This window comes from Dactylosporangium sp. NBC_01737, assembly GCF_035963215.1.
Taxonomy (GTDB): domain Bacteria; phylum Actinomycetota; class Actinomycetes; order Mycobacteriales; family Micromonosporaceae; genus Dactylosporangium.
In genome coordinates this window covers 13,367,859-13,380,745 of sequence record NZ_CP109153.1, presented here as the reverse complement: position 1 = coordinate 13,380,745, position 12,887 = coordinate 13,367,859, and the positions used below count along the sequence as shown (strand labels likewise).

The following is a 12,887-nucleotide window of genomic DNA, read 5'->3' as shown; positions in this document are numbered from 1 at the left end:
CCTGCCTATCGGCAGCGGGACCGGCTAACTGAGCAGGGCGAAGATGGACGGGTTCGAGTGCCGAGCGAAGGGTAGGAAACGCCGATGAAGGTCGCACTGCTGGGGCCGATCGCCTGGCGGACCCCGCCCCGCGCGTATGGGCCGTGGGAACAGATCGTGTCCCTGCTCGCCGAGGGGCTCGTCGCACGGGGTGTCGACGTCACCCTCTTCGCCAGCCTCGACTCGGTCACCGCCGCCCACCTCGACGGGGTCGTCGCGCGCCCGTACAACGAGGACACCTCCTACGACGGGAGGATCTGGGAGGCGCTGCACGTGGCACACTGTTTCGAGCGCAGCGCCGAGTTCGACCTGGTGCACAACAACCTGGACTGGCTGCCCCTCGCGATGAGCGGGTTCTGCCGGGCGCCGCTCGTCACCACCGTGCACGGCTTCTGCTCGCCGGCCATCCTGCCGGCGTATCAGCGGGCCCGCTCCGCGTTCGTGTCCATCTCCGACGCCGACCGCGGCCCCGGCCTCGACTACGCCGCCACGATCTACCACGGCATCGACGTCACCCAGTTCCCGTTCCAGGCCGCGCCGGGCGACTCGCTGATCGCGTTCGGCCGGATCCACCCCGACAAGGGCACCGCCGACGCGATCCGGATCGCCCGCGCCGCCGGCCGCCGGCTGCTGATCGGCGGTCCCGTCCACGACGAGCGGTATCACGCCGAGGAGGTCCTGCCGCAGATCGACGGCGAGCAGATCGTGTACCTCGGCAACATCGGCCCCGCCGAACGCGCCGACGTCCTCGGCGCCGCCGCGGCGCTGCTGCACCCGATCGGGTTCGCGGAGCCGTTCGGGCTGTCCGTGGTCGAGGCGATGACCTGCGGCACGCCCGTCGTGGCGTATCCGCTCGGCTCGATGCCGGAGGTCGTCGACGAGGGCATCACCGGCTATCTCGCCAGTTCCGTCGCCGAGGCCGTCGAGGTCCTCGACGACGCCCTCAAGCTCGACCGCCACCAGGTCCACGGGCACGCGGTCGGCCGCTTCTCCGCCGACCGCATGGTCGAGGACTACCTGCGGCTCTACACCCGCCTGCTGAGCTGAAATCTGCCGGTGGGCCTTGGAATTCCTCAAGGCCAACGCCCCGCGGCCGAACCTTCACAGTGTGCGGCGCCCGCGATCACACGACGCGGCAACGCGGGACGGCTCGGCTCCGGCAGCGACGTGGCAGGCTGCCGGAGCCGACGCCATCTACGCGCATCGTGATCGAAAGCTGGCGTTGCGTCACCGTTCCCTCTAGGCTCTCGGGCGGAGGGAAGGCTGTGACTAGCGTCGATACCACCGCGGGTCTCGTCCCGGCACCCGAGCCCGGCTTCGGCGCCCGGCTCGCCGCCGTCGAGGAACTCGTCGCCACCTGGGACCTGCACGGCGCCCAGGTGGCCGCCCGGGCACTGCTCGACGAGCCCGCACTGTCGCCGGATGACCGGCTCACCGCCCGCCGGCTGCTCGCCGAGGCGCTGCGTGAACTCGGCGACCTCGACGCCGCCTACGACCTCGCCGAGGCCGTCGCCGTCCAGGCCGAGCAGGCGTACGGCCCGTCGGACGTCTCAACCGTCCACGCCTGGGCCGTCCTCGCCGCCGTGCGCCACGACTACGACGAGTGGGACGCGGCCGAGGCGCTCTACCACCGCGTCCTGGACAGCGGCGTCGACGAGTCCGACCCCGAGGCCGCACGCGTCATCCGCCTCACCCGCGTCAACCTGGCCCTGCTGCAACGCGACCGCGGCGAGCGCCCCCTCGCCCTCGCCATGCTCAATGCGGCCTACGTGGTGCACCGCCGCGAGTACGGCGCCGACGACCTCGACACCATCCGCATCGCCGCGGAACTGGCCGCCCTGCACCACGCCGACGGCAACGTCCCCGCGTCGCGGCGCCTGTTCACGCTCGCGCACGCGGCGGCCAGGTCCCGGCTGGGCAACCGCCACCCGTTCACGAAGGCGGTCGAGTGGGAACTGGCGGCGGTCGAGCCACCGATGCCCGCCTCGCTGCTCCCGCCCGCGGTGTCAGTGGACCCGACCCGCCCGTCGGCTCCGGTCGCCGATCCGCCCGCGCCTGGTGTGTCGGCTCCGGCCGCTGACCCGCCTCCGCGTCGCCCGTCAGCCTTGACCGCTGATCCGCCCGCGCTTCGTGTGTCGGCTCCGGCCGCTGACCCGCCTCCGGCTCGCCCGTCAGCGCCGGCCGCGGGTCCGGCCACGTCGCACCCTTCGGCTCCGGTCGGCGGGCCTGCCACGCCCCGGGAGCTCGATTCGGGCGGCGGGTCCGCTTTCGACCCGGACAGGGGCGGCGAGGCAGCAGCGCGGCTCGAGTCCGTCCGCGACATGGACTCCGACGCCGACGGCGGCCCCGACGATCAGCACCTCGACCTTGCCCCGGACCTTGACCTTGCCCCGGACCTCGACCTTGCCCCGGATCTTGACCTCGCCTCCGACCTTGACCTCGATTTCGACCTCGACGATGACGCTCCGCCGTGGGGGCCGCCGCTGGGCGAGCCGCCGGTTGTCGGGGCTCCTCCTGGGGTCGTAGGCGCCGGTTCCGTGGTGCACGTGGCTTCCAGTCCTGCCGCGTTGCGTCATATCGGGGTCGTAGATGTTGCGACAGCGGGGGAGCGGCGGCTCGTCGTGCCGCTCAAGGCGGTCGCCGGGCTGGTCGTCGGTGCGCTGGTGATCGCTGCGGTGTCGGTGTTCTGGCCGTCCGGCGGCGCGGCGGACCGGTCCGCGCGGCAGCCCGCCGATGCCACCCCGTCCGTCGGCGCGGGCTCCTCGGCCGCGCCTGTCGACGGCGCCGGGGCCGGGGCCGGGGCTGCCGGGCAGGGTGGGGCCGGTGCGGGCGGTGAGCCGGTGCGGGTGCAGGGTCTGCGCCTGCGCGACGACGGCACGGCGCTCGCCGTCTCGTGGACGGGGCTGCAGAGCAGGGCGGTCGTGGCACTTTCACGCGCCGGCGGGCCCGCGGTCGTGGTGGCGGAGGTGCCGCCGGGCACGACGTCGTACGTGGTGAAGGGCGTCGATCCGGCCGCGGCGTACTGCGTGGTCGTCGGGCCTGTGGATGCCACCGTCGCCGTCACGCCGGGCACGTCGGTCTGCACTGGGCGGCGATGAGCGCGAGGGTGGGAACGGGTGGTCCGCGCCGAGCGGTTCGCAAGGTTCGCCGGGTATAGTCCGGCCGATGCGGCTCACTGACCGGACTCTCAACCGGCTACCCCGCCCCGTGGCAAGCCTGATGCGGGATCACCGCGAGACGGTCAAGTTCGTGATCGTGGGCGGTTTCTGCTATTTCGTCACGTTGCTGGTGAATTACGGGCTCCGGTTGACCGTGCTGGAGGACAAGCCGGTCACGGCGCTCACGATCGCGAACGTGGTCGCGTCGGTGGTGTCGTACTACCTGAACCGCGAGTGGTCGTTCCGGACCCGCGGTGGCCGGCGCCGCCATCACGAGATGGCGCTCTACCTGGTCATCAACGGGCTCGGCGTCGCGATCAACGCGGCGCCGTTGTTCATCGCGCGGTACGTCTTCGGGCTGCAGGAGCCCGCCGTCAGCGCCCTGGTCGAGGAGATCTCCGACTTCGGGTTCGGCATGGTGCTCGGCACGGCGTTCGCGATGCTGTTCCGGCTGTGGGCGTACCGCATGTGGGTCTTCCCGCACGACGACGTCCGTCCCGCCCCCGACCGGTGGGACCACACCGTGCCGGCCCAGGTCAGCGCCGCCTCACCGGCCCCGGCCGCGCAGGCCGACAGCCCCTGAACGCCCGCCCACCCCGATGCGGCCGGCGATTCGGGTGGTGCGGTCCGGCGGCCACGATCGGGGAATCGCGGCCGGGTGCCGGGCCGTGGGGAGGGCTCAGAAGGCGATGTGGTCCGGGTCCGGTTCGGCAGGGGCGCCGAGCAGCTGATCGACGCCCGCGATGCGCAGCTGGCGGAGCACGAACGGGCTGGCCCGGTGGATCACCAGGCGGACACCTTCGGCGCCGGCCTCCCGCTGGGCGCCGACGAGAGCGCCGACGGCGGCGGAGTCCAGGAACGTGACGAGGCCGAGGTCGACCCGCAGCACGCTCGGGCGGCGCTGGGTCGCGGCGGCGACGAGGTCCTGACGGAGCGTGGTGGCGGTGCCATGGTCGATCTCGCCCCGGACGGAGACCACCGTTGATCCGTCCATCATGACGTTGACCGTTACCGACATCGACATGGCGCTCCCAGGGTGCTCATTCGCCACAGCATAGGAGCACTTCGGGCGGCTCGCAGCGCGCGGCCGTGCCGTTCACCCGGTGCGCGGCGGCGTTCCGCCGGGAATGTGGTCGGGGCAGTGGAGTCGTAACTCACGGTAGCCGAACGGGGCGTCGACGAACCAGCAGTGGTGCGGCGCATCGGTGCCGGGGTGACGGTAGCCGTCGAAGAAGCGGCACGACAGGCACATGCCGCTCACGGGGATGCGGCCCTCCCGCTGCAGCTGCGTGATCCTGGTGGTGACGATCCGCAGCAGGCGCGCCTGGGTGTGCTCGTCGAGGTCCTCGACGGTGCCCAGGACGTTCTCCGCCCAGTTGGACGGCGCGGGGGTCAGGGCGAGCCCGCGCTCGGTGGCGGCGACGCGCATGTCGTGCGCGGCGTAGGACGGTGCCGGCCGCATCTCCACGAGCCCTTCGGCGACCAGCGGCGACACGATCGCCATCGTGGCGGCGACCGACGAGCCGAGCTCGGCGGCGAGGTCGGAGAGCCGGAACTCGCGGTCGCGGCGGCCGAGCAGCAGCAGGACCTGCCGGTGCGGCGGTGGCAGCGTGGACCGCTCGTCCGGGGGAGCGTCGGTGGGCGCCATCACGGCGACACGCACCAGGCCGACGACGAGCTTCTGCGCCTGTGCCTCAAGGGTCACGGCAGCCTCCTCCCGAGCATCTGCTGCTAGCACCCTAGACCGCGACGTCGATCAACAGGGAGCACCGCGCGCCGCAATTCGCCGCGATCCATCGACGCGGCGCCGCGACGCACGGGTGCCGGGCGTCGCTGGCGACCGTCCCCCGCGCCGCGACGCAGGACCGCCGGGCGTCGGCGGCCACCGTCCCCTGCGCCGGGACGCAGGAGTGCCGGGCGTCGGCGGCCACCGTCCCCCTTGTCGAGACGGCAACGCCGGCGTTAGTCGTAAAATATGAAAAACGAGAAATGTCGGATATGGGGAAGTAGGCTACGCACGAATTTCAGCAGGTGCAACGGGGGTCAGGGAATGGGTGCAGGACGGTTGGTCGCGACGGCCACGATGCTGGTGGCGGCGATCGCGACCGTAGAAACGGCGACGGCGGCGGCGGCGACAGCGGCCTCCGTCAAGCCGACGCGGTTCGTGCTCACGGTCGCCAAGGGCGAGAGCACGAAGCCGGTGCAGCGCCGCGCGTCGCTGACGTGCAGGCCCGCCGGTGGTTCGCACAAGATGGCGCGGGACGCGTGTTCCGCGCTCGCGAAGGTCGGCGGCGACTTCGGCCGGCTGCAGCAGGGGGCCGGCGTCGCGTGCACGATGCAGTACGACCCGGTCACCGTCACGGCCGTCGGCCGGTGGAAGGGCAAGCGGGTCGACTACAAGAAGACCTATGGCAATGCATGCTCGCTGTCCACGACGACAGGGCCCGTGTTCAGTCTGTAACTTCAGCCTTTGAACACGCCCAGCGTCTTGAACTGGTGGTTGGGGAAGATGGCCGCCGAGTCCTGGACGTTGAAGCGCTTCTTGAGCATCTCGGCGAGGATGTCGCGGTAGTCGTTGGCTCCCGCGACATCACCCTGGTCGAGCGCGCCCGCGGACAGGCCGGGCCAGTTGCCGTGGACCTTGCCGCCGTTGAGGCCGCCGCCGAGCAGCAGCATCGCGTTGCCGTGGCCGTGGTCGACGCCGACGTTGCCGTTCTCCTGCACGCGGCGGCCGAACTCGCTCATCGTGATGATGGTCGTGTTGTCCAGCAGCGGGCCGAGGTCGGTGGCGAAGGCGCCGATCGCCTCGGACAGGTTGGTCAGCGAGTTGCGCATGTCGCCGCCGTCGACCCGGCCGAGGTTGGTGTGCATGTCCCAGCCGCCGACGTCCAGCGCCGCGACCCGCAGGCCGACGCCGGCCTTCATGAGCTGCGCGATGTCGCGGAGGCGGTCGGCGATCCCGCCGCCCGGGTACTGCACGCCCTCGGCGGGGCGGTACTGCGAGTTGGCGATCTTCTGCGCGGTGTTGATCGCCTGGATGGTGCCGCCGGCGGTGGCCGCGAGGGAGTGGTCGAGGCCCGTGTAGAGGGTCTTCAACGCCTCCATCGTCTGGCTGCGCATCGCGTCGTTGTCGATGCGGAAGTCGCGGATGCCGTTGAGCACGATCGCCTGCTCGCCGCCGACGAGGGACCGCGGCAGCGCGGAGCCCTGCGCGACGGCCCGGAAGGTGGTGCCGGGGCCCATCTGCGCGAGGACCCGGTCGAGCCAGCCGGTGCGCACCGCCACCGACGCCGCGCCCCGTTCGAGGGCGTCCTGCGCCTGGAAGTGGCTGCGGCTGGCGTCGGGGGAGGCGACCGCGTGCACGGCGGCCATCTTGCCGGCCTGCCAGAAGGGGTACAGCGCGGTCATCGCCGGGTTGAGCCCGAACCCGCGGCCGGCGGGCAGCAGCGCCGCCATCGGGATCGCGATGTTGGGCCGCAGCTGGCGGTAGTTGGGGTCGTCGCCCGGCGCGACCACGGACAGGCCGTCCATGCCGCCGCGCAGGAAGATGACGATCAGGGTGCCCTTGGAGTCCTCGGGCGCGGCGAACGCGACCCGGCTCGTCACCAGCTGGGTGCCGAGCGCGGCCACGCCGACGAACCCGGCGCCCTGCACCAGGCGGCGGCGGGTGAAGCCCTTGCTCCACTTGTCGCGCTCGGCGTCCAACTCATCGGCGACCTGTGAAGCGTGCACGCGGATGGCGGCCTCGCACAGGTTCGGCCCGTGCCGGCGCAGTTCCTCCAGGGAGGTCGGTCGCCGCTCACCTTCAGGAAGAGTCATGACCTCACCGCAGCGCGTGGTAGACGGAGTCGAGGACCAGCGGTGCCAGGTTCGGCAGCTTCCCGCCGAGGTTGGCGTCGGTGACCCGGGTGTCGGGCTTCGCACCGAGGAACTTGATCAGCGCGTCGCGCTCGGCGGGCTGCATCGGCTGGAAGATCAGCCGGTTGCACAGCACGTCCAGATAGGTCGCCATGGTCGCGGCCGGCTGGGTGACGAGGGAGTCGGCGCGCGGGTTGTTGAGGCCCTTGAACGACTGCTGCAGGAAGGCGCGGTGCGAGTTCCAGGTCTCCAGCATGCCGGCCGCGGAGCTCCAGGCGTTCGCGACGTCCGGGTAGCCGTCCGGCGGGTCCCAGCCCAGCGGCGCCTGGCCGAGCTTGCGCGTGAAGTTGTACAGGTCCTCCAGGGCCTTGCCGGTGTCCGCGCCGGGCTTGGTGCCGACGACCCGGGCGGTGGCCACGAAGTTCTCCAAGGGGCGGCGGGTCTTCAGCCCGGCCGCGATCCAGAACTCCAGGGACCGGAACAGCACCTTGAGCACCGGGACGATCGCCGAGCCGCTCTGCTGGTACGCGGTCGCGAGCCGGTCGACCAGGGACTGCGGCGGCGTGTCGCACACGAAGCGCACCGCGAGTTTGCGCGCCACGTACTTCGCGGTCGACGGGTGCGTCGCGAGGTACAGCAGGTACGCGTCGCCGACCGCGAGGCCGTCCTTCGCGGACTTGTTCGCGTGCTGGAAGCCCAGCACCTTCACCGCGCCGGTCCAGTGCCGGTTCTGCTCGTACTTGAACATGCCCTCGCGGGTCGCGGTGCGGCCCGTCATCAGGTACGCGCTGTTGCGGACGTCCTTCTCGTTGTAGCCGCCGTCGATGCCGACGGTGTGCAGCTCCAGCAGCTCCCGGCCGTAGTTCTCGTTGACGTTGCGCTTGTCCGAGGACGTGTTGTCCAGGTAGCGCATCATCGCGGGGTCGCGCGCCGAGGCGATGAGCATGTCGGAGAACTTGCCCAGGGCGTGCTTGCGGATGACGTTGACGTCGTACGGCACGCGGGTGTCCCAGCCGCCGTCGAACGGGCTGGTGATGTTGAGGTGGTTGTTCCAGAAGTCGACCATCACCTCGTAGAGCTGCCGGGTGCTCCAGATCTGCCTGGCGATGACGGCGCGGGTCAGCTCGTACATCGCCTTGTTGTCGCCATCCTTGACCGCCGCGCGGATCTGCGCGGTGGTCATGGTGACGGTCGGCGTGGTCTTCAGCGCCGCGTCGGCGACCGGGTCGGCGATCTTGTCGGGTTCGAGCTGCTGGTCGAGCCAGCCGTCGATGCCGAGCTCCTTGACCGCGGCGACGTCGGCCTGGGTCGGCCCGAACGTGCACCGCCGCAGCAGGTGCAGCACGGGGTCGCGGTTGAGCGGCGACGGGAAGCGCGGCGTGGCCCGCATCGCGGCGACGGCGGCGGCGGACGCCGAGTCGGCGGTGCCGGTCGCGCCGAGGTCGTTGAGGTCGCCCTGGCCGCTGGTGTAGCTGGAGTCGCGGTTGGAGAACGAGCCGGCGTCGCGCGGCGAGATGTTGCCGCCGCCCTGTCCGGTCTTCACCATGTCGTCGGCGTCCTCGGGCCGGCCGAGCATCGCGGCCGCGCCGGATCCGAGCCCGCCGATCGCGACGGCGCCGCCGCCCAGGGCCCACAGCGCCTGGCGCCGGTTGCGCATCAGCTCGTGCAGCGCGGGCCGTCCCGTGCGCAACCAGGCGGGCGCGGGTCCTTTTGACGTCTTTGCGGCGGGTGTATCGGTAGCGGCCGGCGCCGCAGCGGCGGGCTCCTCATCGTCCTCGTCGGCCGGCAACGGCTCGTTGAGGACGCGCGGCATCGGAAATTCGCCCGTGTAGTCGGCGAAGAAGGCGCCCTTGACCTTTTTGGGCGAACCGGACGAGGGGGTGTCGTCCGAGAAGAGCCGCTCAGGCATCCCTGAACCCTAATGAGCGCGTGATCGCCCATTCAAGCGGACAGGTACGGGTGCGGTTCAACTTTGTCTTTGTTCTTGCTTAAGCGGGGCGCATACCGCGTCAATGCGTGGAATTCGGGCGACTACCTGAAGTTACCTCTTCCATACGTAACGCAAGAGGGTGTACCCATGAGAAAGCCGAATAGGGGAGGCGGTGGGGGTCGTGCGTGACGCTGCGCCGGTCCGCCGACGTCGGAGGGTGAGGCTTGCCGACATCCCCGTCGCAGCGAAGCTCGCCATCATCCTGGTCCTGCCTCTCGCGGGCCTGCTCACCCTCGCCGGCGTCACCGCGTCCGTGTACGCCGGGCATACCGGCCGCGCCGGTGACCTGCGCGGCGCCGTCGCCGCCGGCGCGGAGGCGGGCCGGGTCGCCGACGGGCTGCAGCGCGAGCGCCTCGCCGCCGCCCGGATGCTCAGCGGTGCCGACGCCCGCGACGCGTTCGCCGCCGAGGCCGCCCGCACCGACGCCGCCGTAGCCCGCCTCCGGGCGCTGCTGCCGCAGGCCTCCCCGGAGATCGTCGCGGGTCTGGACGGGCTCGCCGTGCTGCGGGCCCGCGCCTCCGCCCGCGAACCCGACGCGCCCGGGCAGGTGCTGCTGCTCGGGTACCGGCAGCTGATCGCCGACCTCGTCGCCTTCCAGCAGCGCATCGCCGACCTGCCCGCGCCGCCGGCCGTCACCGCCGCGATGCGCGCCGCCGGCTGGCTCGCCGTGGGCAAGGAGGAACTCGCCCTCGTGCAGGTCGGCGCCGCCCGCGCCCTCGCCGCAGGGAGCTGACCCCCGCCGACCGCGACCAGCTCGTCGCACACCGGGCCGCCGCCGAGGGCGCCTTCGAGCGGTTCGCCGCGGACGCCGGTCCGGCCTGGCGTGCCCAGCTCGCCGGCCTCGACGTCACCGCCGACGTCGAGCAGCTGCTGCTCGCGCCTCCGGCCGCCACCGACACCGCCGGGTGGGCCCGGACCTGCCTCGCCCAGCTGGACGGCCTGCGCGACCTCGCCGAGCGGGTCGCCGCCGACAACACCGCCGCCGTCACCGACGCCCGCGACCGGCAGAACCGCATGATCATCCTCGGTCTCGCGCTGGTGCTCGCGGTCTCCGCCGCCGCCGTCGGGGTCGCCGTCGCCACCGGCCGGTCCGTGCGCCGCGGGCTGCGTGCCCTGCTCGCCGGCGCGCTGCGGGCGGCGCACCCGCTGCCGCCCTCGGGCTGGCGCGACGAGGTCGGGCGCAACGAGGCAGGGCGTGACGGGATCGGGCGGGACGGGATCGGGCGTGACGAGATCGGCCGGGTCGCCGAGGCGTTCGACGCCGTCCAGCGCGAGACGGCGCGGGCCGCCGCCGAGCAGGCCGCCCTCCGCAGCGGCCTCACCGGCATGTACGCGGACCTCGCCCGCCGCTCCGCCCGCCTCGCCGACGCGCTCCTGGAACGCCTCGACGACGCCGAACGCGACGAGGCCGACCCGGACCGGCTCGCGGTGCTGTTCGCCTTCGACCACCTCGCGACCCGCATCCGCCACGACACGCAGAGCCTGCTGGTCCTCGCCGGCGCCGACACCGCCCGCGACCACGCCGCCCCGGTGCCGCTGCTGGACGTGCTGCGCGCCGCCCAGTCGCAGATCCAGGCGTATCAGCGGGTCGAGTACGGCCGCGTCGACGACGACGTGAGCGTCGAGCCGGCCGCGGTCGACGGCGTCGTGCACCTGCTCGCCGAGCTGCTCGACAACGCCGCCAGGCACGCGGGGGCCGACCGGCCCGTCGTCGTGGACGCCCGCAGCACCGGCGACGGCGCCGTCATCCACGTCGCGGACCGCGGTCCCGCCGTCGATCTCGCCCGCCTGGAGGAGCTCAACGGCCGCCTCGCGGACCCGCCGCCGTTCGGGCCGCGACTGGGACTCACCGTGGTCGCCCGGCTCGCCGCCCGGCACGGACTCGACGTCACCCTCCAACCGGCCCCGGGGTCGGACGGACTGGTGGCCACGGTGCGCCTGCCGTCCTCGTTGTTGTGCCATGCGGCGCCGGTACCGGTGGAGACCGCGCCCGTGGGTCCCGAGCCGAAGGCGCCGACGCCGGTGGTGACCGCTGCGGCGGTGTCGATGGCGCCGGTGGCGCCCACTCCGGCCGCGGTGCCGGTGGCGCCCACTCCGGCCACGGCGCCGGGGTGCCGGTGGCGCCCGCGCCGGTGGCGAGGGCCGACCGGCCGCTGCCGCCCCGGCTGCTCGAACGCAGCCCGGCGCTGCCCGGCGGCGAGCCGATGGACATCCCGCACCCGCGCAAGGACGCCGGTCGTCTCCCCGTCGTGCGGGGCGGGGTCGCCGCCGACGGGCCCACGGTCGAGGCCCGGGCGTTCGACGACGGGCTGCCACGGCGTACCGTCGGACCGTCACCGCACGTGGATCCAACCCCCGTCGAATCCGACGACGTCAGCACCCTGCTGTCGACGTACCAGCACGCGATCGGCCGCTTCGGCGCCGTGCCCGTGCCGGTGAACCAGGAAGGACACTCCTCGTCATGACAGCCACCACGGGGCTCGACTACGTGCTCAGCGGCTTCACGGAACGCGTGGCCGGCGTCCGGCACACCGTCGCAGTCTCCGGGGACGGTCTGCTGGTCGCCGCGTCCAACGAGCTCGCGCCCGAACGCGCAGACCAGCTCGCGGCGATGGTCGCCGGCGTGGTCTCCCTGGCCCAGGGCCTCTCGGCGTGCACCGACGCCGGCCCGGTCCTGCGCACGATCGTGTCGATGGGGCACAGCCTGCTGTTCGTCATGGCGCTGGGCGACGGTCACAGCCTCGCCAGTCTCGCCAGCATGGTCCAGCCGGGCTGCGACGTGGGCCAGGTGGCGTTCGAGATGACCGGCCTCGTCGACCAGGTCGGCGCCGCCATGACCCCGGCCGCCCGCCTCTGAGCTACAGATCGGGGTCGTGGCCTTCCTTGACCTTGCTGGAGTCGCGCAGCGGAATGAACGGCTCCTTGTCCTCCGGCATGCCGCCCTGGATGGCCCGTCCGCGTTCGAGCTCGGCGTCGAACTCGGCGCCGAGCAGGATGGCGATGTTGGAGATCCAGAGCCACACGAGGAAGGCGATGATGCCGCCGAGCGTGCCGTAGGTCTTGTTGTACGAGCTGAAGTTCGACACGTAGATCGCGAAGCCGGCGGAGGCGAGCAGCCAGATCAGCACGGCCAGGCCGCCGCCCGGGGTGACCCAGCGGAAGCCGGTCTGCCGGGCGTTGGGCGAGGCGTAGTAGAGCACGGCCAGGATCAGCAGGACGACCAGCAGCAGGACCGGCCACTTGGCGATGTCCCAGATCTGCACCGCCTGCTTCGACAGGCCGATCCAGCTGCCGACCTGCTCGGCGAACTTGCCGGTGAAGACGATGCTCATCGCGGCCAGGGCGATCAGGATGCCGACGACGATGGTGACGCCGAGGCGGATCGGCAGGACCTTCCAGATCGGGCGGCCCTCGGGGACGTCGTAGATGGAGTTGGAGGCGCGGATGAAGGCGCCGACGTAGCCGGACGCGGTCCAGACGGCGGCGAGCAGGCCGACGATCGCGACGACACCGGCGGAGCCGGAGCCCTCCTTCAGCTCGTCGACGGCGTCGGTGACCGGCCCGGCGATGGAGGGCGGGAACAGCTCCTGGGCGTTCTCGATCACCGCGTCCTGGGTCGTGTCGGTGAGCAACATGCCGGACACGGCGAGCAGCACGAGGATGCCCGGAAAGATGGACAGCACCCCGTAGTAGGTCAGCGCGGCGGCCCAGTCGGTGAGGTTGTCGTCGTTGAACTCCTTGACCGTCCGCTTGAGGACGTCGATCCAGGAGCGCTTGGTGAGCTGCGTGGGCCGGCTCGGCGGATCCTCGAGCTGCGGGCCGGTGGGGTCGTCCTGAGCCAT

12 protein-coding genes are annotated in these 12,887 nt (G+C 72.3%); 7 read left to right on the top strand and 5 right to left on the bottom strand.

What is annotated here, in order from left to right; all coding sequences use genetic code 11:
- Nucleotides 1-84: 84 nt before the first annotated feature.
- The 3 genes from OHA72_RS61840 to OHA72_RS61830 all read left to right on the top strand — a co-directional run bounded on the left by OHA72_RS61840 (nucleotide 85) and on the right by OHA72_RS61830 (nucleotide 3,780).
- The gene (locus OHA72_RS61840; RefSeq protein ID WP_327005343.1) at nucleotides 85-1,086 is read left to right on the top strand and encodes a glycosyltransferase family 4 protein; all 1,002 of its coding nucleotides are present in this window, start codon (nucleotides 85-87) and stop codon (nucleotides 1,084-1,086) included.
- A gap of 218 nt (nucleotides 1,087-1,304) precedes the next feature.
- A complete protein-coding gene (locus tag OHA72_RS61835) occupies nucleotides 1,305-3,137 on the top strand; it encodes a tetratricopeptide repeat-containing protein (protein WP_327005342.1) in 1,833 nt (610 codons plus the stop codon).
- Between the two features lie 67 nt (nucleotides 3,138-3,204).
- Nucleotides 3,205-3,780, top strand: a complete 576-nt coding sequence (locus OHA72_RS61830) for a GtrA family protein (RefSeq protein ID WP_327005341.1) — start codon at nucleotides 3,205-3,207, stop codon at nucleotides 3,778-3,780.
- Nucleotides 3,781-3,876: 96 nt separating this feature from the next.
- Here the strand turns inward: OHA72_RS61830 and OHA72_RS61825 are convergent, their stop codons facing one another.
- Both OHA72_RS61825 and OHA72_RS61820 read right to left on the bottom strand, forming a co-directional pair.
- Nucleotides 3,877-4,194 (bottom strand): STAS domain-containing protein, encoded by a 318-nt coding sequence (locus OHA72_RS61825; RefSeq protein ID WP_327005340.1) that lies wholly within the window; start codon nucleotides 4,192-4,194, stop codon nucleotides 3,877-3,879.
- 99 nt (nucleotides 4,195-4,293) lie between these two features.
- Nucleotides 4,294-4,902 carry a helix-turn-helix domain-containing protein gene (locus tag OHA72_RS61820; RefSeq protein WP_327005339.1) on the bottom strand — a complete coding sequence of 203 codons (609 nt, stop codon included), beginning with the start codon at nucleotides 4,900-4,902 and terminating at the stop codon, nucleotides 4,294-4,296.
- A 384-nt stretch (nucleotides 4,903-5,286) separates the two neighbouring features.
- On the opposite strand from OHA72_RS61820, the gene OHA72_RS61815 reads away from it, so the two are divergent.
- Nucleotides 5,287-5,658 (top strand): subtilase-type protease inhibitor, encoded by a 372-nt coding sequence (locus OHA72_RS61815; RefSeq protein WP_327005338.1) that lies wholly within the window; start codon nucleotides 5,287-5,289, stop codon nucleotides 5,656-5,658.
- A gap of 2 nt (nucleotides 5,659-5,660) precedes the next feature.
- Here the strand turns inward: OHA72_RS61815 and OHA72_RS61810 are convergent, their stop codons facing one another.
- Entirely contained in the window at nucleotides 5,661-7,016 is a 1,356-nt protein-coding gene (locus tag OHA72_RS61810; RefSeq protein ID WP_327005337.1) for a DUF1501 domain-containing protein, read from the bottom strand.
- A 4-nt stretch (nucleotides 7,017-7,020) separates the two neighbouring features.
- Entirely contained in the window at nucleotides 7,021-8,964 is a 1,944-nt protein-coding gene (locus OHA72_RS61805; protein WP_327005336.1) for a DUF1800 domain-containing protein, read from the bottom strand.
- Nucleotides 8,965-9,202: 238 nt separating this feature from the next.
- Between OHA72_RS61805 and OHA72_RS61800 the strand changes: the two genes are divergently transcribed.
- From OHA72_RS61800 to OHA72_RS61790, 3 genes are all read left to right on the top strand, one after another.
- On the top strand, nucleotides 9,203-9,778 hold the full coding sequence (locus OHA72_RS61800; RefSeq protein ID WP_327005335.1) for a nitrate- and nitrite sensing domain-containing protein: 576 nt from the start codon (nucleotides 9,203-9,205) through the stop codon (nucleotides 9,776-9,778).
- Nucleotides 9,779-10,059: 281 nt separating this feature from the next.
- Nucleotides 10,060-11,484: a sensor histidine kinase gene (locus OHA72_RS61795; RefSeq protein ID WP_327005334.1), complete on the top strand. Its 1,425-nt coding sequence runs from the start codon at nucleotides 10,060-10,062 to the stop codon at nucleotides 11,482-11,484.
- A gap of 22 nt (nucleotides 11,485-11,506) precedes the next feature.
- Complete coding sequence (locus OHA72_RS61790; RefSeq protein ID WP_327005333.1) at nucleotides 11,507-11,902, top strand: roadblock/LC7 domain-containing protein; 396 nt, start codon at nucleotides 11,507-11,509, stop codon at nucleotides 11,900-11,902.
- A gap of 1 nt (nucleotide 11,903) precedes the next feature.
- Here OHA72_RS61790 and OHA72_RS61785 read toward each other — a convergent pair whose 3' ends face one another.
- A complete protein-coding gene (locus OHA72_RS61785; RefSeq protein WP_327005332.1) occupies nucleotides 11,904-12,887 on the bottom strand; it encodes a YihY/virulence factor BrkB family protein in 984 nt (327 codons plus the stop codon).